Genomic DNA, 23,191 nt, shown 5'->3' with positions numbered 1-23,191 from the left:
TTTATATAAATACACTAAATACTCCATAGCTAATACCCATTATAAGAATTCCAGCGATTAAATTTCCAACAAAAATAGCAGGAAACGCCCACTTAAATCTAAGATTAAGTAATGCCGCAGCCAAGCTACCACTCCATACGCCTGTCCCTGGTAAAGGTATCGCTACAAAGATAAGCAAACCCCATACGCCATACTTTTTAATTTTACCACTTTTTTTAAAAGACTTATCAGTAATCTTATATACTAACTTTTTAAACAATTTAGTTTTCTTTAAATAATTAAATATTGGACGAATTGAAAACAATATAAAAGGTACGGGTAGCATGCTCCCAATAAAACTAATAAACGTTGCATGTATAGGAGATAGCCCCAAAGATATACCTACTGGAATAGCTCCTCTAAGTTCTATTACAGGTAATGTAGCTGTTAATAAAACAGTAAATTCTATTGATAAAAAATCCAAAATCTCATTTAACATAATGTCTTTCCTATAGTTTGATTTTTTTATATAATCCTAATATAAATATTATAATAATTATTGCAATATTACAAGTAATATTAATTAAAGAATTTTTTTCTTTTTTATTTTATTTGCTATTTTAAAATTTATTCAAATGAGATATAATAATCAATTAAGCAAATGAAAAAAGTTGGAGATAGTGATGAAAAAAATTAATTTTAATATAGATGACATAAAAAACTGTACTGAAAATCAAATAACATACAATAGAGGACTTAGATATTACGAAGATAATCATGTAGTAAAATTAAGTCTTGAAAGAATCTATAATGAAGAAACCGTAGGTTTCGAAAATAAATACTCGGCAAATGTCGAAGGAAATTTCGGTAAAAATTATAATACATCAGTTCATATAGATAACGAAGGAGAAATCGTTAAATTTAATTGTAATTGTCCTGCATTTATTGATAATATCGGTGGTTGTAAACATATTGTAGCTACTATGCTAAAAATATATTACAACTATAATTCAAAAATTGTATCTTTTAATAATGTCGTTTTTAATGATAATAAAAATAAAGCAATTAATCACAATTATCCACTTATAAACTTAATAGATATTTTCGAAAACAGAATTAAAGAAAGTGTTAAAATAGAGGAAAAAAACGGTTCAGTAGTTCTTAAACCTATAATAAATATAATTGATAAAGATACCATCGGTATAGAATTTACCATTGGAGATATAAGAGACTATGTAGTGAAAGATGCATATGAATTAGCAAATAATATAAAAAACACTAACTTTATATCATATGGTAAAAGTTTAGAGTTTAATCATGAAATAAAGGGATTTGAAGAAGCATCACAACCCTTAGCTCTTTTTTTAAGAAATGAAGCTGATGTTTATATGCAAGTTATATCAAAAACTTCCAATATGTATAATACATACAATACAACTGGACGTGCATTTAAAATATTACCTTTTACAATTGATAATTTTTTTGACTTATTTGAAAATCAGACTGTTGAATGCCGTGGCTATAAATATGAATTTAAAGAAATCTCATTTGTAAACGAGGACCCAAAAGTAGAATTTTACATCAACGAAGAAAATGAACAATATTCTCTTTCAACAAATTTATATATCTCTTTTATGTCCAGTTCAAGCAATTATAAGTATATAATTGCTGAAGACAAACTTTATAGATGTTCTAAAGAATTTGAAAATTCAATTCTACCAGCTGTAAACATAATTATGAAGCAGCCATCTAAAACAATATTGTTAACAAAGGATTATATGGGGAAATTTTGTTCTGCAGTACTACCCCAAATATCTAAATATGCTTTAGTTAAAACTGATATGGAAATATCAGAAAAATTTAATGTTCTACCATTATCACCAAGTATATATCTAGATTGCAACAACAAAGGTCATATTTTTGCTGATGTTATTTTTAACTATAAAGATATAAAAATTAATCCTTTTATAAAATCAACAAACGATAATACAACAGTTAGAAATCTCTTAGAAGAAGCTAAAATAATTAATGCTGTTGAAAATGTTGGATTTACAAAAACAAGAGCAAATTATACAATGACCGATGAGAATAAAATTTATGAATTTTTAATATCTGCAGTTAATAACCTTACTTCCCTTTGTGAAGTTAATGTTAGTGATAATTTTAAGAAAATAAATATAAGATATCCTAAAACAATGTCAATGGGCGTAAAACTAAAAGGCAACTTAATTGAATTAAATATTGATAAATTAGAATTTGATCCTACTGAACTTAAAGATATATTATTATCATATAAAAGAAAGAAAAAATATTTTAGATTAAAAGATGGATCTTTCCTAAATCTTGAAAATGAATATTTCAATACGATAGATAAATTAGTTGAAGATTTGGATATTTCAAATAAGGACCTTGAATTAGGACATATTGAAATACCTAAATATCGAGCCTTGTATCTTAATAACCTATTAAAAAACAGCACATGGATAAATGCTAAAAAACAACAATCCTTTAAGGAAATGATACACAACATCAATGATTCTGATGAGTCCGAATTTGAATTACCAGAAACATTAAAACCTATACTGCGTAATTATCAAGTAGCAGGTTACAAATGGCTGAAAACTTTATCCCAATATTCATTAGGTGGTATTTTAGCAGATGATATGGGATTAGGTAAAACACTTCAAATTATCAGTCTATTATTATCAGAAAGAAATAATAATTTAAAACCTTCAATTGTAATTTGCCCTACATCTTTAGTTTATAACTGGAAAAGTGAACTAGAAAAATTTTCACCGGATATTACTACACTAATAATTACAGGAACTGCCATAGGGAGACAAAAACTCATTTCAAATATAAATGATTATGAGCTGATTTTCACTTCGTATGATTTAGTTAAACGTGATATAGAATTATATCAAAATATTGAATTTAAATATTGCATATTAGATGAAGCACAATATATAAAAAATTCTACCACACAGAATTCAAAAGCTGTCAAACTTATAAAAAGCGATATGAGATTTGCTTTAACAGGTACTCCAATAGAAAATTCTTTAGCTGATTTATGGTCAATATTTGATTTTATAATACCAGGATTTTTACTAACATATAAAAAATTTAAAGAAAGATACGAAACACCAATAGTTAAGAATGAAGATAAAAATATTCTTGAAAGACTTAACAAACAAATACAGCCCTTCATATTGAGAAGGTTAAAAAAAGATGTTTTAAAAGAACTTCCAGACAAAATTGAAACTATTTCTTACGCACAAATGGGAACAACTCAAAGGAAGCTATATTTTGCTGAGCTTATGAAACTTAATGAAGAGTTTAATAACGAAATAAAAGAGAATGGTTATGACAAAAGCCAAATAAAAATTTTATCAATGCTCACAAGGCTTAGACAAATATGTTGCGATCCTTCACTTTACTTTGATAACTACAAAGGTGGCAGTGCTAAGCTTGATTTATGTATGGAAATTTTAACAAATTGCATAGAAAACGGACATAAAGTATTAATATTTTCGCAATTTACATCTATGCTCAATATAATTGAACATCAATTGAAATCAAATTTTATAGATTATTACATGCTTACTGGAACAACTAAAAGCATAAAAAGGCTAGAGATGGCAAATAGTTTTAACAAAGACAATATACCTGTATTCCTGATTTCATTAAAGGCAGGAGGAACAGGACTTAATTTAACAGGTGCTGATATTGTAATACACTTTGACCCATGGTGGAATATAAGCGCTCAAAACCAAGCAACTGATAGAACTCACCGCATAGGTCAAAATAATAAAGTACAGGTATTTAAGCTTATTGCAAAAGATACAATAGAAGAAAAAATAGAAAAACTTCAGCAAAGCAAAAAAAACTTAGCAGATTCTGTTATCAAAAAAGGAGAAATTTTAATTAATTCCCTTTCAAAAGAAGAAATCAACAACTTGTTTAATATATAAAATTCAGTTACTATCTATGTAGGGGCGCATTGCATGCGTCCTGCGGATGTTAGTTTATTTTTTTACTACCCTTTTTATCTGCATACATTAAAGAATCAATTTGTATTAGAAAATCTTTCACTTTCATATGAGAATTGTAATCATAAACGACATAACCCATACTAAAATATATATTATATGGCCGTCCATTATTATCATTAAACTTTTCTATATCACTATTAATTCTGTTAACAACCTCCTCTAATTCAATTATATTTGATATATCTAATATAACAACAAACTCATCTCCTCCAAATCGTGCTATAAAATCATTTGTTCTTAAACTATTCCTAAGAACAGTTGCAAAACTTTGCAATGCATTATCTCCTATATCATGACCATAGGTATCATTAATATATTTGAAATTATCTAAATCAAACATAATAGCTGAAAAAGTTTTATTTTCACTACTGTTGTTAATTTTTTCTTTCAAGTAAATTTCAAGTTTTTTACGATTATATATGCCTGTCAAGCCATCAATAAAAACACTATCATTTTGTATATATAAAAATACTATCAATAAAGATAACGCAACACTGTTAAGCATTAAAGATACTTCATAAAAAGCAATTTGCAAAATGATAGATATAAATGGAGGTATTGCAAAAAATATAAGAGAGAAATAATGTTTTTTCTCTATTCTTTTTTGATTTATTACAATTATTGCAAATGTAACAATAACTAAACTAATTAAAATTACTGCTGCTATAAGATAAAATTGACCTCTATGAAAAATATTATCTTCATCGATAAAATAAAACCACCCATGAAATTGAGCTACAACTACCATAAAGATATGTACCGCATTTATAGGTATCAACATATAAAATATCTCTTTTGTTTTTTCAACTTCTTGAAACACTTCATAATGGACATATAATAACCAAAGTGAAGGTAAAATAGGGTTAACCATAAACATCACAAAGTTTCCAATGCTATTAAGAACTGGATATATAGCTACAGCATCGCCATCAAGCCTACTAAGTATATCTACTATTAATAATATAATAGTAATATATAACATCAGCATATAAAGCTTATACTGTAAATTTTCATCTTCATTTTCATTACGTTTTGAAGAATAAAATCCAATACTAGTCAATATAGCAATAGAATAAATATTTATTATAATATTAGATATTAAATTCATTATACCCAACTCCTTTTTAAGGTGTTTTTTAGGAATATATTATTTATTATTGAAATATATAAATATTATTATATCATAAATGCTACTCATTTCAACTATTTACAAATAATTACAAGTATTCAAAATTACTCAAAAATACTCAAAAATATTCAAAAATATTCGATAATAAATTATATAACAATAACATATACTATTGTTCATTAATGTTTAGGAGAAAAAGTAATGTCAATGATGAGTAAAAAAATGCATGATAAATTTAACTTGTTCGATTATGTAATTTAGTCACTGAAAAATTTTTTAAAAGATATATAATCAATATTCGATTGCTAATTACATGGAGGTTTTATGAAAAATAAAAAAAATTATTATATTAAAACAAATAGAATATTTAATACATTTAGGCAATACGGATGGATTATTACTGTTCTTGTGGCTATAGGTGGTTTATGGGAACCTAAGTTAGGATTAATAGTTGTATTTATCATGGCAGGTTTAATCGCAACATCATTCTTTGGAGGAAGATACTGGTGTGGCAACATATGTCCTCACGGGAGTTTGTTTGATAAAATTATTTTGCCTATTAGTGCAAATAAAAAAATCCCTGATTTTATAAAATCAAAAACATTCATCATTGCATTTTTTCTATTTTTTATGTTCAATTTTATAAGAAAAATTATAACAATATCTCAACATTGGGGAACTTATGATATTTTTGATAAAGTTGGGGCTTTGTTCTCAAATACTTATCTAATGGTTTTAATTGTAGGAGGAGCCTTAGCTATATTTGTAAATTCCAGAACCTGGTGCCAATTTTGTCCTATGGGCACAATGCAAAAAATTTCGCATGCTTTTGGCAAATTTTTAGGTGTTGCTAAAAAAACAGAAAAAAAAGTAACAATATCTAATAAAGATAAGTGTCTTAATTGTGGTAAGTGCTCTAAAGTTTGTCCATTTCAGTTGACTCCATATTTAGAGTTTTCTGATAAAAATCAATTTGACAACGTAAATTGCATTAAATGTAATACCTGTGTTGAAAACTGCCCAGTTAAAATTCTGTCTCTTGAAAAGGAAAAGCTAGCCTCTTAAAAATTTTCCATTATTGTCAACTATCTAAATTTAACTTGAGAAAGGACCTTTTAGAAACCTCAATATTTCTAAAAGGTCCTTAATTTATTAATTCTACATAAAATCTGAAAACCATGTCAAAGAAAATGCCTTGATTACAATAAATCTACATGTTATAATTTAAAACTGTATATAAAGTAATAAGTGTAGTTGCAAGTATTATTAAATAGATTCAATTAGAAAGGAAAAAATATGTTTAATGTATATAATGTAACTAAAAAATATGGTAAGGTTATTGCTAACAATAATATAAGCTTTAGTATTAGTGATGGACAGATAGCAGTTCTTCTAGGACCTAATGGTGCTGGTAAATCAACTATTATAAAATGTATAGCAGGACTTTTAAGATTTAAAGGTGGTATAGACATATGTAACTATAACAATAAATCTATCCAAGCTAAAAAACTATTAGGTTATATACCTGAAATGCCTGCTGTTTATAATTTATTAACTGTTGGTGAACATCTAGAATTTATTGCTAGAGCATATGGTTTAGAGAATTGGAATGATTATGCTGATGAATTACTAAAAAGATTTGAACTTATGGATAAAAAAAACAAATTAGGTAAAGAATTATCAAAAGGTATGCAGCAAAAGTTAAGTATTTGCTGTGCCATTCTTCCTAAACCTAAAGTTATTATATTTGATGAACCAATGGTTGGTCTTGACCCTCATGCAATTAAAGAATTAAAAAAAATGTTTGTAGAATTAAAAGACGAAGGCACTTCAATTTTAATAAGCACACATATGCTTAACAGTGTAGAAAACTATTGGGATATTGCATACATTATGATGAATGGCTCAATTGAAGCAATTAAGCACAATAACACAGTAGAAGACAATGAAAAAAGTTTAGAGGAACTTTTCTTTGAAATTACTGAAAAGAAAGGTGATAGTCAATGAAAGGATTAAAATATCTTCTGTTTACTACTTTTAAAAACTTTTTAAAGGAACTTTTAAAAAATCCAGCAAAATTAATTTCAGTAATTATATTTATTGCTTTAATTGTATTGGTTATATTTTCAGCATCCTTTAATGATAAATTACCATCTCATACTACAAGGAATATCGAAGAATTATATGGAATTGTATTTGCTTTATACTCTTATGTTTTTATTGCTACATGTATGAATGGCTTATCATCAGGAGCAAGTTTTTATTCTATGGCAGACGTAAGCATTTTATTTTCAACACCTATATCAAATAAGAAAATTTTGATTTATGGTCTCATAAAACAAATGAGTACATCTTTATTTGTTGGATTTTTTCTGATTTTTCAATATGCATGGCTAAATAGTACTTATGGTCTTTCCTTTGGGGGACTTCTAGGAATTTTACTTGGTTATTGTTTTATTATGTTTTGTTCTCAACTTAGTGCTATGGTTATATATTCATTATCAAGTAATGATGAAAATCTTAAAAGGAAAATAAAATTATCATTAATAGGAATAACTTCTTTAGTAATATTTTATGTGTTTTATAAAACTATAAGTAATTCTCAAGATATGCTTAATACAGCTGTTGAAGCTATAAATTCATTCTGGATAAACTTTATACCAATTATAGGGTGGATTAGAATGGCTGTAATAGGTATTCTTAAAACCAATTATTATTATATATTAATTGGTTTTAGCTTAACTTTGCTTTATATTTTTATAATTGTATATTTAATTACAAAAACTCGTTCTGATTTTTATGAAGATGTTTTACTAGCCACAGAAGTATCACATAGTGCAATAATAGCTAAAAAAGAAGGTAATGTATTAGATACAAGGAAGAATATAAAAATAGGTAAATTAGGTATAAATAAAGGGAAGGGAGCTAATGTTTTTTTGTATAAGCATTTGCTTGAAAACAGACGTTCTGGTCTACTTTTAATAGATAAAACATCATTAATGTTTATAGTCATATGTATTGTATATGCATTAATTACTAACAACATGTTTTCTGAATACAGTATATTGTCTATATTTATATTTGTAACTTATATGCAAATATTTTCTTTGTCAAATGGAAGATGGATTCGAGAACTTAGAATGCATTATGTATATATGATACCTATAAAACCATTTTTAAAGTTAATAAAAATATCCTTAGAAAATATATTGAAGATAACTATAGAAGCTACTATTTTATTTATTGCTATAGGAATGATACTTGGTTTATCTCCAATAGAAGTAATAGGATGTATATTTGCCAGAATAGGCTTTGGAATATTATTTATGTCGGGAAATATATTGACACAAAGACTGTTAGGATCCCTTTTCAATAAAGTTATTATTATGTTTTTGTATATTTTAATAATGATTTTACTAGCTGCTCCTGGAATAGTAATTGGTGTTATTACGTCTTCTTCAATTTCTATATTACCACCTATTATTGTAGGGTTATTTATTACTTTTATATGGAATATATTTATTTCATCATTAGTAATATATTTTTGCAGAGATATACTTAATTATGCGGAATTAAATGATAGATAAAAGAGTAGGTTTTAATTCCTACTCTTAATTTTGCTTATTTTATTGTACTTAGTTTAATGTTTTAATTACTTGCTTTTTTTGCGCTTAATATGCACAGCCATCCCAATACCTATAGCTGCTAAAGCTACAGTTGCTGCTGCAACAGGAACAGCACTTCCAAAACTATCATCTTTCGATTCTTCTAATTCTTCTGACTCTTTTGACTCTTTTGATTCACTTATTACGAATTCTGATGGTGCTGTCTCATATAAAAGCATAAACAAATTATAAAGCATCTCTGTACTATCTGACCTTTGTATGTTTTCTTTAGGATTTAGTGTTCCTATTCCATCTATTAAACCTTCGCGTACTGCCAAAGCAATGTCCTTTTTAGCCCAATCGCTTATTTGATCCTTATCAATAAAGTTAATATAATTATCTAAATTTTCTGGATATGTATAACCTTTTTTTTCAGCCAAGGTCCTTGCACATAATGCAATTACTTCTTCCTTAGAAATATTCAAGTCTCCTCTAAATGTACCATCATCATATCCCTCAACAATTTTATCTTTTTCTGCTGATGCTACCATAGCATAATATCTACTGTCCTTGTTTACATCTATAAAACTTGTATCAACATCTCTGTCTAATGCAAAGAACATTCTTACAAGGGCTTCCGTAAAATCATATCTTGTTAGACTATCAATTGGCTTAAACAAATTATTATCTAAGTCAAAATATCCTTTTGATACCATAAACATTATAGCTTGTTTTTGATTGTCATTTAAATTATCTATATCATTTATTTTTATATCATTTTCTAATATTTCATATTTTCCAGAATATTTAGTTGAAAATTCTATTGCACTGTTAGCTTTATCATATTGTCCTCCCCAGTTGTCATTTCCTCCGTTATAACTTACGAGCACAGTTGCTATTTCACTTTGAGCAGGAAGGAAAAAGCCTATCGCAGAATACAATTTTTCAACGATTATCCCCTTTTCATCTGCAAATGTTATGTTATATTTATTATTCTCTATGTTTTCAATCTGAATATTTACTGAGCCATATTGCTCTATTAAGGATTTTAAATTTTCTGATGTTATATTTATACCATGACTGTTATTTCCTAACAAAATTTTTATAGAGTCAACATTGTCCAATTTTTCCATAACACTCTTATCTAATATAATTTGAAGTGGCTTACCATAATCAATTCCTGTTCCATCTATTCTTATAATTATTTTCAAATCCTTATTTAGACTTATATTTTTATTTGAAAGATTTTTTTCAAACTCAGTTTTAGCTTTATTTGCAGAAGAAACTGAATTTTCAATGTCTTTGTCAGTAATTATTATTTTATTTTCCTTTGAATTTACTATATTCTTTGAAACATTAGTTACTGCATTTTCTATAAATGTAGCTATTTCAGATTTTCCTACATCATTTACCGTAAGGCCGTCCACATTGTCAATAACCTTATTCAAATACTGTGTGTATTCTGCTGTATCTGTAAAATCCGAAGTTTCGCTATAATCTATGGAAACATTAGGATTTGAATTCATTTCTTTAACATAATCATCAAGTGCTTCATTAGTCATTACTTCATTTAAAGGTTTATCAACCTTAAAAGTTCTTTCATTTTCTGACCTTATTTCTTTTACAACAGCGCCCTTGTTATTTCCATCAGATAAAGTAATAACAACATAGTATACTCCATCTGACAACTTATAAATTGATGTTATTTTTCCCCCTAAGCTTTCTGCTATTAGTTTTGCGATTTTTTCAACTTCATCTTGTGTAAAGTCATCAGTAACATTTGTATAATTATATTTAGGTCCAATATTATCAAGACTATCCATTAAGCCTTCTACATCGTTTATTTCCCAACTAAGATAGATATACGAACCTGCATGAATTACATCTCTTTTTTCTGAAAATATATTTTTAAAATCAAGTACAGTTTTAGGATAAACACTATTTAAATCAGCATTTCCTTCATCAGCACTTGCTCCTTCAACTTCAATAATATCTGTTATCAATTCTCCTTCTTTCATTAACTCATATTCATAGTAAACTTTGTCATCTAATTCCCATGAATCTCCTATGCGCTTTCCATAACCAACAAGTTCCTTAAGAGTTGCTTTTTCCTTTATGCTTGTACCATCAAACTCTGAAACACTTATATAATAATATTCATCTGTCCCATATTCGCCTGCTCCAGTCATATAGCCGCCATCTTCGATTAAATATACCTTACCATCATTTCCTTGACTAAAAGTTCTACCTTCACTACTTTGTTCATGAGCACCATTAGATTCATGTTCCATTTCAAATGATTTTACAGCATTAGTTCCATCAAAATACCATAATTCCTCTATACACTTTGTTCGTCCATAATCAGAACTATAATCAATATAAAAAAGGTACAATTCATGATTACCATCTGCATTAAAATCTATTAGTTCTGCATATGCAAGTCCTGAACAATCATTTTCACCAGCAGTGGTTTCTTTGCATATTCCATACTCTTCTACTATATCATTTAAAACATTTAAATATTCTTTTCCCATCTTAGGTTTAATAGAAATTCTTTCTTCAGCATTCATATTAACTGCAAATGTAGTACTAATCATTATAAATGTTACTAATAGTAATATTATTTTTTTAAATATTATCTTTTTTATTTTCATTCATATAATCCTCTCGCGAATTTATTTATATAAAAAACATTGATACTCCCGCTAAAATTAATATAACAGGATTAATTAAGGACTCCATTGAAAGTGGATTTATATTTAACTTATAAAGTCCTGTCAAAAAATACTTAGAAGGAAAAAGATATGATAATTTATCTATATTACCTCCTAAATATTCTGTATTAAATAAGAATCCAGAAAAAATAAAATTACCAAATAATATCAAAGGTAAAATAATATGAATTATTTTTCGTATATAGTTAAACTTTGAAGTAAAACTGCATAGTCCTCCAATAAATATGATAATTGACAAAAACATTATTAAAATTGAATATAATGAAAATTCATTTATATCTATAAAACATAACAAAATAAATAATGAAACAAATATGTACAATATGCTTATAATTGACAAAGCTATTATATAGTACAACTTTATTCTATAAATACTTCTTTTAGTTGATTTATAAAAATTAAAAAGTTTATTATTTCTATTAAAATTAAAAGTATAAATTAACAAATTACTAGACATCATACATAGTGATAATGCTAAACAAGCAAAAACTATTTTAGTATTTTCAGGATTACTTTTAATTGAATATCGGCTCCCTTTATTTGAAAATAATTCAAATTCCATTATATCTCCGTCTTTTAAATAATTCGACGTACTTTCTATTAAATAATTTCTTGTTTCATCATCATATGAAATTAAATTACTCTCAAATAAAAAATTATCTGCATAATAAGGTGTAATAACCTGTATTAATGTAGAACAAATAACTTCATCTATTATTGCACTTAAATAAGAAGCTGAAGATTCCATTTTAACTATAATTTTTTTAAAGTTTCGTGATTGCAATTTTTCATCTATATCACTTGGTATAACATAACCTAAATGTAATTTATTCGAAGCAACATCTCTTTCCAACTCATTTATACTATTTAAATCATAAAAACAATATTTAATATTATTATCTTGTCCGATAATTTTAATTATTCTATTTGATACCGAAGATTTATTGCTATAAGCAATGCCAACATTAATATTATTATAATCATTTTCCGGTATCAAGCTGCATAATAACAAAATAATAAAAGGTATGATAGTTATAGCAATAATATAGCGTTTAGAAGATAGTATCTGCTTAATAAATGTGTAAATGGCGGTAATAAAAAAATTCAAATATATATCCTCCTACATTACTCAAACAACTTTTTGGAGCTTTTAATTACTATTGCCATCATAAATATCGGTAACATAACAGATAAAATTAATATTTCTGCCATAGTATTTAATGGTAAAATGCCCGATAATAACCATACACAATAATGATTTAAAGTAAAAAACTTTAATTTATCAAATAATTCAGGCAAAAATGCAGACGGTATAAATCCCCCTGATATAAAAGTCATTATTAAAGTAACTACTAAAATAAACATATAACATGAATTTTTTTCTGTAAAAAACAAACTACACATAAGAGAAAATAAAGAAATTATCATATTACAATTCAGTAGTAATAAAAAATCTTCTAAATTAAAACTAAAACTAAATGTACCGTTACTAATAACTGCTATAACAGCGAATATCAAAAAAAACAAAACTAAATTTATCAAAAGAATATATAATATCTTAGCTAAAATAATCTTCTTATAAGACAATTTACTACTTTTTATCTTAAGGACCATTGATTGCTTCAACATTTCATGTATGTTGGAAACATGCAAAACGGAATAAAGTAACATCTGCATTACTATAAATGATAAAAGATAATATTCCTGTAAAGAATGTATTCCTGAAGGCGAAACATTATGTACGTCAAGAAGCGCCTTCCGGCCAAGAACAACCTTGTAAAAATACATATTAATTCCTGTAAGGCCCTTATTATATATTTCATCCGAAACACTTTTTTCATTTCTAATATAATTCAATGTTGCATATATTCCTACTTGCGATGAAGATATGTATTTGGCGGCACCCTTTAATATCTCTTCAAAAGCTGCTGCTTCCAATGAGGAAAGCCTACCTATATAAGCAGTAAATGGGTCATTCTTACCGTATATTATATTATTTAAAAAATTATCAGGAATAATAATAATTGCATCATATATAGATTCTTTTAGCTTGATTTTTGCTGTTTCAATTGTATCATATGAAAAATCAAAATTCTTAGAAAATGTATTGTCTGAAATAATGTAACCTAACAAAATTTCAGTCATAGGATTTGTATCTTCATTTACAACAACAACATTAATTTTCTTATAATTAGGTTCTTGTATTTTTGATGAATTCATAATATAAATACCGATTATCATTGAAAATACAATCAAAAAAAACAAGGCTTTTATATACTTATAATAAAAACCCTTAATATCAAGGTACACTGATGTAATTATAAATTTCATAATTTCTCCATCCTACCTTATTTTTTTATTAACTCTACAAGTAAATGTTCAATGTTTGCTGTATTATTTTGAAATAGTTGTTTTGGCTCCTCATAAAGAGAAGCACAACCACTTTTTAAAACCAACAGCTTATCACAAAGAGCTTCTATTTCAGTAGAGCTGTGAGTACTTATTATAATACCAATCCCGATTGATTTTAGTAACTTTAAATAATCTATTATTTCATTTCTATATATAATATCTAAACTATTACATGGTTCATCTAAAACCAAATAATTTGGATGATGGCATAATGATATTGCTAAGCTTACTCTTTTTTTCATACCTCCAGACAATATGTTAACTTTCTTACATGAGAACCCTTTTAAATCTAACATACTTTCAATTGAATCTTCTGTAAAAATCAATTTATTATCTAACCCATATGCGGCATACCAAAATTTCAAGTTGTCCATAACAGTAAGTTCTTCAAACAGTATATTATCTTGAGGAACATATCCTATCCGATTATGTTCAGTATTTATTATATTACCTTTATCCGGGTCAATTGCTCCTGCTATAATAGATAAAAGTGTAGACTTTCCTGAGCCATTTGAACCGACTATACAAATACATTCGCTAGGTGTAAGTGTAAAATTTACATCTCTTAATATTTCTACTTTCCCATATTTCTTGCATATATTTTTAACTTCTAACAAAATATCATCCTACCCATCATCCTATTAATTTATCATAAATTATTACTTAAAAACCATAATAAAGGTTACCAAATATAAATTCTAACTTTGTTTCAAATTCATCAAATAAATATTCTATATCCATGTCGCTCATTTCATTTAGATATTCAACATTATTATATTTGACTTTGTCAACTGATTTTATATCTTTACTTTTTAAATATCCTGCGAGATTAATTTCGTAAAAATCATAGTTATAAAAACCAAAGCTTAAATTATCAAAATTTAGAGTATCCTTGCCATTGTAATTTCCTCGCAATTTAATGTTAAATCCTTCATCTTCGTAATATGGTGTAAATTTAATAGCTCCAATGTATTCTTTTGTGGATTTATCATATTCTTCATTTAAGCCAACTGTAATTTGTCTATCCTGAGATTCAACAACTCTGAAATTGGTATTCCTTTTATTTATTTTTCCATCATTTGAATTATTTATATCATAACTAATCATGATAATCTCATTATTTGAGGATAATTTCAAATTATAATCTGAGTTGACATAATCCTTTTCATAACCATATTGACTCGTTAAATTTATTCCAATAGTTTCATATGGATTTGATAATGTTGATTCTATAAGCATTTTTTCAACTTTTTTTCCGTCATTAACAGATATAGTAACATCTATATCATTAATTTCAACGTAATTATCTGAATTTCCAGAATTATTTAACACTTCTTTATATTCATCAATTATCAGTTGTGCATTTTCTTCAGCTTCTTCAAAAGTTAAATAATACATTTCATCTAAATATATAGAATAAGTTATTAAGTTTTTTATATTTTCATCATCAAGAAGTACTACAGCTCTATTACTGAATGCATCATATAAATCATCACCTTTTATAGTAGCAGTAAAAGTATCATTTGAAGAATTAGAATTTTTTGATTTCTCAAAATTTAATAAGTTTATAACATCTTTTGAAAATTTCTTATATGTATCTTCAATAACTGACTTACTTTCTATTGATGCTTTTAACATTTTAGATTGTAAAATACTACCAACTCTTATATAATAATAATAACTATCCACATCATCATAATTAATTTCAGCATTGGAATCAACTCCAATTGGATTATCATGCAATGAAGGCAAATTAATAATATAACCATCTTTCGAAGCATTAAAATCAACCTTTAAAATATCAAACTCATCTTCTGAAATATTCATGCTAAGATTCATAATATTTTCTTTCATGTCATTTTGTAAGTTAAATTTAACTCCATATCCCGATAACATACTGCTAACATAATCATCTGAAAAATCAGTAATATTTAACGATAATTCCTTTTCTGATGCATTGTCACCATTTAATAATAAAGAAACGATTCCAGGAATTTCATTGTATTCTTTACTGTCATTACTTATAGCTTGATAAGAATTTATAATTGCACTTTTTGCATACTTATCAGGAAATATTGTTTTAGCAAGTACATTAAAAGAAAATAATCCGATAAATGCTATTATAGCAATTATAATAACAAATTTCGGAATCTTAACTTTCTTTTTTGCAGATTCAGTTTTTTCTTCAATTTCTTTTTCTTTGTAAAATTCGTTTTTAGAACCACACTTACTGCAAAATTTTATGGTCTCTTTTATTTCTGCATTGCAGTTACTACATTTTAATTCTTTTTTACTTTTTTCCCCACTCATTATGATCCTCTCCTTTGTCTTAGTAAAATCCATTAAATTTTAGCATGTAGCACCATTATTGTCAATATTCTATAAATTTATATTATTTATTCTATATATTGACAAAACTAAACAATTATAATAAAATTTATATTAATAACTAATCATTATAACATTATAGGGAAGGTGTAAAATGGCTATTTTTGATAAAATAAGTAAAACTATAACTAGTACAAGTAAAGATGTTGCTAAAAAAACTAAAGATTTAACAGAAACTGCTAAACTTAATTCTTTAATTAATTCAGAACAAAAAAAAATAGAAGAAATTCATTTGCAAATTGGCAAAATTTATTATAATGAATATAAGGATACTGCTCTACAAAATCTATTGCCTTTTTGTAATGAAGTAGATGATTCTTACGAAAAAATCGAAGCATATGAGGCACAAATCATTGAAATAAAGGGTATAATTCCATGTCCCAACTGTGGTGAAGAATTGTCAAACGAATCTTCTTTCTGTAGCAAATGTGGAACTAACGTAAAAGGTTATATAGAAGAACAAAAATCTAAAACATTAAATACGCCGAAATGTCCTAATTGTCAAACTGAAATATCTGAAGAAATGGATTTTTGCACAGAATGTGGTTCTAGTTTAAAAGAAAATATACAATGCTCACAAATTGAAGATGAGCAGCAAGACACGCAAGATAAAGCCACATGTCCTAATTGTCAGACTGAAGTCTCTGAAGATATGGATTTTTGTACAGAATGTGGAACTAAACTTAAATAAAACTTAAGCTGTCTCAAAATAGAAATACATTCTATAAGAGACAGCTTCATTTTATTCTGATATTATTTTTGAAACTCATCATAAATTTCACATACACCTTTTGTTGCAGAAATATCTTCATTTATAATATCAAAATTACATAAATGTTTCTGAATTTCATTCATATATGCAGAAACCATGTAGGTGCTATGTTGAAAAACCCCACCTTTTATTCCAATGGTTACTTTTCCTCTAAAATCCTTCTTCCTGTATGCAACGCAAGTCAAATCTGCAAGATACTTTCCGGCATTCTCAAGTAAATTGATTGCGTATAAATCTCCTTTTAATGAAAAATCTACAATTATTGGGAACATTCCTGCTATTGTGTTTTTTTCATTACTATATATAAAATTCATTATATCCGAGCGCGAAGATCCTCCTATTTTTTCAAGCATAGCTTTGCTTAAACTATCATAAGAAATATTTCTGTCATACTTATTTACTATGTTCTTAAAAACCTCTATTACAGTATAATATCCACTACCTTCATCGCCTAATATATGGCTCCATCCTCCTACAATTTCACCTTCCCCAGATTTCTGAACAAAACAAGATGATCCTGTACCTGCTATAACAAGCATTCCATCTTTACTCCCTAAATATGCTTTACATGCTAATTCAGCATCGTTTAACACTATTGTTTCAATAGTAAAAATACTTTCAACTTCCTTTTTAATTTTCTTTACATAATTACCTGTTTCAACAGCCGCCATACCAATAACGATGAGCTGACAATTATTTCTACCAAATTCACTGGTACAGTCATCTATTAATGTTACAATAGTTTTTAAGGTTTTATCTAAATTTACTGCAGGATTACCAAATCCTCCTATCTTTCTGTAAATAGGATTATAATCCAATCCATATGCTATAATCTCAGTTTTAGTACCACCTGCATCAATTCCTATTAAATATTTCATAAGAATTTCACACCTTCTTTCTATCTATTCAAATTATATTCTTACTATTACATTGCATGTTTTTTTGTAGTATTGTGTGGGAATTAAATTTCCTTTAATACTCTTACCATCTATTATTATTTCAGTATTACCCGTACATGCATTTTCCACATCAATAATATACATACAACCTCTGAATAACCTTTGGATTTTATATGATTTAATTTCATCAGGAAGACAAGGTTTTATCATAAGTCCATCATAATCAGGATATATGCCGAGTATAGCCTGACTAATGTTTACAAAAGACCATGCAGCAGTCCCTGTAAGCCAGCTGTTTTTTGCCTCACCCAATGAAAATCCTCCCCGTCCTCCGATAGTTTGGCTGTATACATAAGGTTCAGTTTTGTGTATTTCGCTAAAATTTTCAGTATATGAAGGACATATTCGACGATAGATATCAAATGCATTATTACCTCTCCCAAGTATTGTTTCCGCTATACTTATCCAAGGATTATTATGGCAGAAAACCGAACCATTTTCCTTATATCCTGGCGGATAACTAGTGATTTCGCCAAGTTCCTTATGATATTTTGTATAGCAGGGATAAAGTAATTCAACACCGAAATCATTAAGTAGAATATCTCGAACTGAATTAAGAGCTTTTTCAGCATATCCATTTTCAATACCTATTCCAGCCATTACACACATTCCCTGTGGCTCTATATATATTTTGCCCTCGTTACACTCTTTACTGCCTACCTTTTCACCAAAGGCATCATATGCTCTTAAAAACCAATTTTCGTCCCAACCACTCTTGTAAATTGACTCTTCCATAGACTTAACATAGTCAATTATTTCTAAAGCTTCTTCTGAATCTCCAAAGAGCCTGCATAACTCTGCGTATTCTTTGCCATACTTAACAAACATTCCTGCAATAAAAACACTTTCTGCAATATTACTTTCATGGTTTGAAGTTGTTTGGAAACTTTCTCCCGGTTCAATGGAGAAAGTATTTAAATTAAGACAGTCATTCCAATCGGCCCTTCCTATTAGAGGAAGACCATGAGGTCCTAAATGTTTAATTGTGTATTGAATACTTCTTCTCAAATGAACAAACAATGATTTTTCACTGCCTAATTTATTATCAAAGGGAACCATTTCATTTAGTATATCACTGTCCCCTGTTTCTTTTATATAAGCAACAGTACAAGCAATCAACCATAGAGGATCATCATTAAATCCTGAGCCTATATTATTATTTCCCAACTTGGTAAGTGGCTGATATTGATGATATGTACTTCCATCTTCAAATTGAATTGAAGCAATATCCAGAATTCTCTCACGAGCTCTTTCTGGTATCATGTGAACAAAACCTAATATATCTTGGCAACTGTCTCTAAAACCCATTCCTCTTCCAGTGCCACTTTCAAAATAACTTGCACTTCTGCTTAAATTAAATGTGACCATGCATTGATATTGATTCCATATATTTACCATCCTATTAATTTTTTCATTAGAGCTTTCAATCTGAAATCTGGAAAGAAGCTTATCCCAATATCCTTTTAGTTTAACTAATTCACTATTAATTGAATATTCTGTTTTGAATTTTTCTAATACCCTTTTAGCTTCAGTTTTATTAATGATATTTTTACCTTCCCATTTATTATCCCAACCATTCTGTGCATAGCCCAAAACAAATATTAAATTCTTTCTTTCTCCAGGTTCTAGTAATATATTAATCTGATGGCTTCCGATAGGATGCCAACCATGTGCTATAGAATTTTTACTGTTACCTTCTTCAACCACTATAGGATTATCAAATCCTCTTAAATTGCCTAGGAAATAATCTCTGCTAGTGTCAAATCCAGACACTTCCTTATTTACTCCAAAATATGCATAATGATTTCTCCGTTCCCTATACTCACTTTTATGATAAATCACTTCACCATCTACTTCTACTTCGCCAATATTTAAATTACGCTGAAAGTTTTGACTATCATCTACTGCATCCCATAAGCACCACTCTACAAAGCTATGAAGTTTAACTTTTTTGTGTAATAAAGACTTATTAGTTAACGTCATACTATGTATTTCACAATTTTCACCTAAGGGAACAAAGCACGTCAATTTACTTTTAATACCTTCTTTTTCGCTTTCAATAATCGTATATCCAAGCCCATGACGGCAGACATATTTATCAAGAGGAGTTCTGCAAGGAAGAAAGCCTGGATTCCAAGCTGCTTTATTTTCTTCTTTTATATAATAATACCTCCCACCAATATCAGCTGGGACATTATTATAGCGAAAACGCGTCAAACGTTGCAGCCTTGCATCTCCATAAAAGCAGTATCCTCCTAGAGTATTAGAAATTAAACCAAAAAAATTCTGGCTTCCTAAATAATTAATCCATGGAAGAGGTGTCATAGGTGTTGTGATAACGTATTCCTTTTTAGTGTCATCAAAATAACCATATTTCATTTTCTTGCCTCCGAACTATAACGTTTTCGTAACTATTTACTATTTTAATCCATTTTCTAATAAAAATCAATGGAAATTCTAATATTTTGACTAAAAATTGTATAATATTAGAAAAATCAATGATTGACATAGTCAATTTTTAGTCTTATAATGTGTTAAAGACAATGTAATCGTTTTCGTAAAAAGTTATTGGATATAAGGAGCGAAAAGTTGGTAACCATTAAAGATATTTCAAAAAAAAGTGGATATTCCACTTCTACAGTAAGTAAAGCTTTAAACGGCTCATCAGAAATTGGCGAAAATACATCTTCTTTCATTAGAAAAGTAGCTAATGAAATGGGCTATTTTCCAAATGCTGCTGCTAGACTACTTAAAACAAATCACTCTAATAATATTGGAGTATTGTTTATCGATGAAATGCAAAGCGGTCTTGCTCATGAATATTTTTCAGCTGTTTTGAACAGCGTTAAAGATGAAGCAGAACATTTGGGATATGACATTACTTTTATAAGCCGAAACATTGGAAAAATGCATATGAGTTATTATAATCACTGTAAATACCGCAACTGTGATGGTGTTGTTATCGCTTGTGTCGATTTTAATGATCCAGAAGTAGTAGAACTTATCCAAAGCGAAATTCCTACTGTAACTATTGACCATATCTTTAATGATTGCACTGCCATACTGTCAGATAATATTAGCGGTGTAACAGATTTAGTAAAATATATATATGATAATGGACACCGAAAAATCGCCTATATTCATGGCGAAAATACCTCTGTAACCCAAAGACGTCTTTCCGGTTTCTATAAAACTTGTAAGGAGATGGGACTTGAAATTCCTAACAATTACATAAAAGAAGCAAGATATCATGATCCAAAATCAAGCGGGCTAGCAACAAGGGAACTCTTACAACTTTCAGACCCTCCTAGTTGTATTATGTATCCTGATGACTTTTCATTTATAGGAGGCATGAATGAAATTGAAAAGCAAGGTCTAAAAATACCTGATGATATAAGCGTTGCTGGATATGATGGAATTTATCTTTCGCAAGTATTGAGGCCAAAACTTTGCACCTTCAAACAAAATACAGAAGCATTAGGAAAAGAAGCAGCAAATAATATAGTCATGGCAATTACAGAAAAAAAGACATACATTCCTAAGCAAATTTGGATTGAAGGAGAATTATTGACTGGAAAATCGATTAAAAAAATCGATTTCTAAATATTTTGCTTATATTTAAATTGTGAGCAATAAAAAAATAAGGAGGAAATTGTGAAAAAATTTAAAAGTATTATTGCTTTAACTCTTGTACTTATTATGACACTTTCACTTATTGCTTGTGAAAGCAATGAAGTTGTAACCGAACCTGAACCTGAGGATTCAACTGAAGAAGTGCCAGAATCAGAACCTGAAGCTGAACCTGAGGTTGAAACAGAAGCAGGAAAAGTGTTAAATATTTGGGGTTGGAACAATGAATTCCAAGGCTTATTTGAGACATATTTTGAAGGAAAAGGATTAGTTCCTGAAGGTGTTGAGGTAAAATTCACTATAGTACCTAACGATGATAACGCTTACCAAAATGCACTTGATGAAGCTTTGCTTAGTCAAGAAAATGCATCAGATGATGAGAAAATTGATTTATTTTTAATTGAAGCAGATTATGCTTTAAAATATGTTGACACTGATTATACCCTTGATATTGTAAATGATGTAGGATTAACATCTGAGGATATATCAGGACAATACAAATATACTCAAGAGATTGTAACTGACAGCAACGGTTCAATCAAAGCCACCTCTTGGCAAGCAACACCTGGTTTATTTGCATACAGAAGATCCATTGCAAAGGATGTATTGGGCACTGATGACCCTACTGAAGTTCAAGAAGCATTATCTACATGGGATGAGTTTTATAATATAGCTGAAATGTCTTCTGCAAAAGGATATAAAATGCTTTCAGGTTTCGATGATTCTTATCGTACCTTCTCAAACAACGTGTCCGCACCATGGGTAGACAGCGATAATACTATTATAATTGATGATAATATATTAAATTGGATTGAACAAACAAAATCATTCACAGATAAAGGATATAATAACAAAACATCATTATGGGATGATCAATGGGCATCTGATCAAGGCCCTGCAGGAAAAGTTTTTGGTTTCTTCTACTCTACATGGGGAATAAACTTTACATTGCTAGGTAATGCATTGGACACACCTCTTCCTGAAGGTGTTTCTGCAACAGGAGATCCAGCAGCATTTGAAGCAGCAACAACTGGTAACGGTATATTTGGTGATTATGCAGTATGTTATGGTCCACAAAACTATTACTGGGGCGGTAGCTGGCTATGTGCAGCAGCAGGATCAGATAATTTGGATTTAGTTAAGGAAATAATGAAAACAATGACATGTGATAAAGATACATTAACTACTATTACTAAAGATACACAGGATTTCACAAATAATATTGAAGCAATGGAAGCACTTGCAACAGATGATAGTTTTGCATCAGCATTTCTTGGCGGACAAAACCATATTAATCTATTTGCAGAATCTGCCAAAGGTATAGATATGAGCAATATTTCACCTTATGATCAAGGAATGAACGAAGAAATTCAAACTGCCTTCAGAGATTATTTCAATGACACTGTTGATTATGACACTGCACTTGACAACTTCTATACTGCAGTTATAGAAAAATATCCTGAATTAAAAAGACCTGAGTAGTATTAAATAAAGGGGATGTGGTTTATCACTCCCCTTTAATAATATGGA

Annotated in this window: 16 protein-coding genes; 7 read left to right on the top strand and 9 right to left on the bottom strand. The window is 28.3% G+C overall.

The window, feature by feature from the left end:
- Position 1: 1 nt before the first annotated feature.
- The gene (locus U8307_RS11635; protein ID WP_326908071.1) at positions 2-478 is read right to left on the bottom strand and encodes a COG2426 family protein; all 477 of its coding nucleotides are present in this window, start codon (positions 476-478) and stop codon (positions 2-4) included.
- Positions 479-662: 184 nt separating this feature from the next.
- Here U8307_RS11635 and U8307_RS11630 point away from each other — a divergent pair, with 184 nt between their 5' ends.
- Positions 663-3,950, top strand: a complete 3,288-nt coding sequence (locus tag U8307_RS11630; RefSeq protein WP_326908069.1) for a DEAD/DEAH box helicase — start codon at positions 663-665, stop codon at positions 3,948-3,950.
- A gap of 49 nt (positions 3,951-3,999) precedes the next feature.
- Here U8307_RS11630 and U8307_RS11625 read toward each other — a convergent pair whose 3' ends face one another.
- Positions 4,000-5,139 carry a GGDEF domain-containing protein gene (locus U8307_RS11625; RefSeq protein ID WP_326908067.1) on the bottom strand — a complete coding sequence of 380 codons (1,140 nt, stop codon included), beginning with the start codon at positions 5,137-5,139 and terminating at the stop codon, positions 4,000-4,002.
- Between the two features lie 345 nt (positions 5,140-5,484).
- On the opposite strand from U8307_RS11625, the gene U8307_RS11620 reads away from it, so the two are divergent.
- From U8307_RS11620 to U8307_RS11610, 3 genes are all read left to right on the top strand, one after another.
- Entirely contained in the window at positions 5,485-6,225 is a 741-nt protein-coding gene (locus U8307_RS11620; protein WP_326908065.1) for a 4Fe-4S binding protein, read from the top strand.
- Between the two features lie 231 nt (positions 6,226-6,456).
- A complete protein-coding gene (locus tag U8307_RS11615) occupies positions 6,457-7,167 on the top strand; it encodes an ABC transporter ATP-binding protein (protein WP_326908063.1) in 711 nt (236 codons plus the stop codon).
- A complete protein-coding gene (locus U8307_RS11610) occupies positions 7,164-8,747 on the top strand; it encodes a putative ABC exporter domain-containing protein (RefSeq protein WP_326908061.1) in 1,584 nt (527 codons plus the stop codon). Before U8307_RS11615 ends, U8307_RS11610 begins: the two co-directional genes overlap by 4 nt.
- 65 nt (positions 8,748-8,812) lie before the next feature.
- Here U8307_RS11610 and U8307_RS11605 read toward each other — a convergent pair whose 3' ends face one another.
- Genes U8307_RS11605 through U8307_RS11585 form a run of 5 tightly spaced genes read right to left on the bottom strand, consistent with a single transcriptional unit; the run spans position 8,813 to position 16,222 of the window.
- Positions 8,813-11,419, bottom strand: a complete 2,607-nt coding sequence (locus U8307_RS11605) for an S-layer homology domain-containing protein (RefSeq protein ID WP_326908059.1) — start codon at positions 11,417-11,419, stop codon at positions 8,813-8,815.
- A gap of 25 nt (positions 11,420-11,444) precedes the next feature.
- Positions 11,445-12,608 carry an ABC transporter permease gene (locus tag U8307_RS11600; protein WP_326908057.1) on the bottom strand — a complete coding sequence of 388 codons (1,164 nt, stop codon included), beginning with the start codon at positions 12,606-12,608 and terminating at the stop codon, positions 11,445-11,447.
- A gap of 17 nt (positions 12,609-12,625) precedes the next feature.
- Positions 12,626-13,831, bottom strand: coding sequence for an ABC transporter permease (locus U8307_RS11595; protein WP_326908054.1), 1,206 nt, complete (start codon positions 13,829-13,831; stop codon positions 12,626-12,628).
- A 17-nt stretch (positions 13,832-13,848) separates the two neighbouring features.
- Positions 13,849-14,529, bottom strand: a complete 681-nt coding sequence (locus U8307_RS11590; RefSeq protein ID WP_326908052.1) for an ABC transporter ATP-binding protein — start codon at positions 14,527-14,529, stop codon at positions 13,849-13,851.
- 46 nt (positions 14,530-14,575) lie between these two features.
- Entirely contained in the window at positions 14,576-16,222 is a 1,647-nt protein-coding gene (locus tag U8307_RS11585) for a zinc ribbon domain-containing protein (protein ID WP_326908050.1), read from the bottom strand.
- A 172-nt stretch (positions 16,223-16,394) separates the two neighbouring features.
- Between U8307_RS11585 and U8307_RS11580 the strand changes: the two genes are divergently transcribed.
- Entirely contained in the window at positions 16,395-16,991 is a 597-nt protein-coding gene (locus tag U8307_RS11580) for a zinc ribbon domain-containing protein (protein ID WP_326908048.1), read from the top strand.
- A 62-nt stretch (positions 16,992-17,053) separates the two neighbouring features.
- On the opposite strand, the gene U8307_RS11575 is transcribed toward U8307_RS11580, so the two are convergent.
- Together U8307_RS11575 and U8307_RS11570 are read right to left on the bottom strand one after the other, a co-directional pair.
- Positions 17,054-17,950 (bottom strand): BadF/BadG/BcrA/BcrD ATPase family protein, encoded by an 897-nt coding sequence (locus tag U8307_RS11575; protein ID WP_326908046.1) that lies wholly within the window; start codon positions 17,948-17,950, stop codon positions 17,054-17,056.
- Between the two features lie 33 nt (positions 17,951-17,983).
- Positions 17,984-20,410: a GH36-type glycosyl hydrolase domain-containing protein gene (locus tag U8307_RS11570; RefSeq protein WP_326908044.1), complete on the bottom strand. Its 2,427-nt coding sequence runs from the start codon at positions 20,408-20,410 to the stop codon at positions 17,984-17,986.
- A 210-nt stretch (positions 20,411-20,620) separates the two neighbouring features.
- Between U8307_RS11570 and U8307_RS11565 the strand changes: the two genes are divergently transcribed.
- Positions 20,621-21,634 carry a LacI family DNA-binding transcriptional regulator gene (locus U8307_RS11565; protein ID WP_326908042.1) on the top strand — a complete coding sequence of 338 codons (1,014 nt, stop codon included), beginning with the start codon at positions 20,621-20,623 and terminating at the stop codon, positions 21,632-21,634.
- A gap of 51 nt (positions 21,635-21,685) precedes the next feature.
- On the top strand, positions 21,686-23,143 hold the full coding sequence (locus tag U8307_RS11560; protein WP_442985523.1) for a carbohydrate ABC transporter substrate-binding protein: 1,458 nt from the start codon (positions 21,686-21,688) through the stop codon (positions 23,141-23,143).
- Positions 23,144-23,191: the final 48 nt, after the last annotated feature.

Origin of the sequence: Sedimentibacter sp. MB31-C6 (assembly GCF_035934735.1) — a bacterium.
GTDB lineage: Bacteria > Bacillota > Clostridia > Tissierellales > Sedimentibacteraceae > Sedimentibacter.
Note: the sequence above shows the minus strand (reverse complement) of the source record. Positions and strands in the feature narration are given on the sequence as shown.

Excerpts from the sequence above, each read along its gene's own strand:
- U8307_RS11625 (WP_326908067.1), bottom strand. The coding sequence starts at position 5,139 with ATGAATTTAATATCTAATATTATAATAAATATTTATTCTATTGCTATA.
- U8307_RS11615 (WP_326908063.1), top strand. The coding sequence starts at position 6,457 with ATGTTTAATGTATATAATGTAACTAAAAAATATGGTAAGGTTATTGCT.
- U8307_RS11595 (WP_326908054.1), bottom strand. The coding sequence starts at position 13,831 with ATGAAATTTATAATTACATCAGTGTACCTTGATATTAAGGGTTTTTAT.
- U8307_RS11630 (WP_326908069.1), top strand. The coding sequence starts at position 663 with ATGAAAAAAATTAATTTTAATATAGATGACATAAAAAACTGTACTGAA.
- U8307_RS11610 (WP_326908061.1), top strand. The coding sequence starts at position 7,164 with ATGAAAGGATTAAAATATCTTCTGTTTACTACTTTTAAAAACTTTTTA.
- U8307_RS11575 (WP_326908046.1), bottom strand. The coding sequence starts at position 17,950 with ATGAAATATTTAATAGGAATTGATGCAGGTGGTACTAAAACTGAGATT.
- U8307_RS11585 (WP_326908050.1), bottom strand. The coding sequence starts at position 16,222 with ATGAGTGGGGAAAAAAGTAAAAAAGAATTAAAATGTAGTAACTGCAAT.
- U8307_RS11605 (WP_326908059.1), bottom strand. The coding sequence starts at position 11,419 with ATGAAAATAAAAAAGATAATATTTAAAAAAATAATATTACTATTAGTA.
- U8307_RS11635 (WP_326908071.1), bottom strand. The coding sequence starts at position 478 with ATGTTAAATGAGATTTTGGATTTTTTATCAATAGAATTTACTGTTTTA.
- U8307_RS11570 (WP_326908044.1), bottom strand. The coding sequence starts at position 20,410 with ATGAAATATGGTTATTTTGATGACACTAAAAAGGAATACGTTATCACA.
- U8307_RS11620 (WP_326908065.1), top strand. The coding sequence starts at position 5,485 with ATGAAAAATAAAAAAAATTATTATATTAAAACAAATAGAATATTTAAT.
- U8307_RS11580 (WP_326908048.1), top strand. The coding sequence starts at position 16,395 with ATGGCTATTTTTGATAAAATAAGTAAAACTATAACTAGTACAAGTAAA.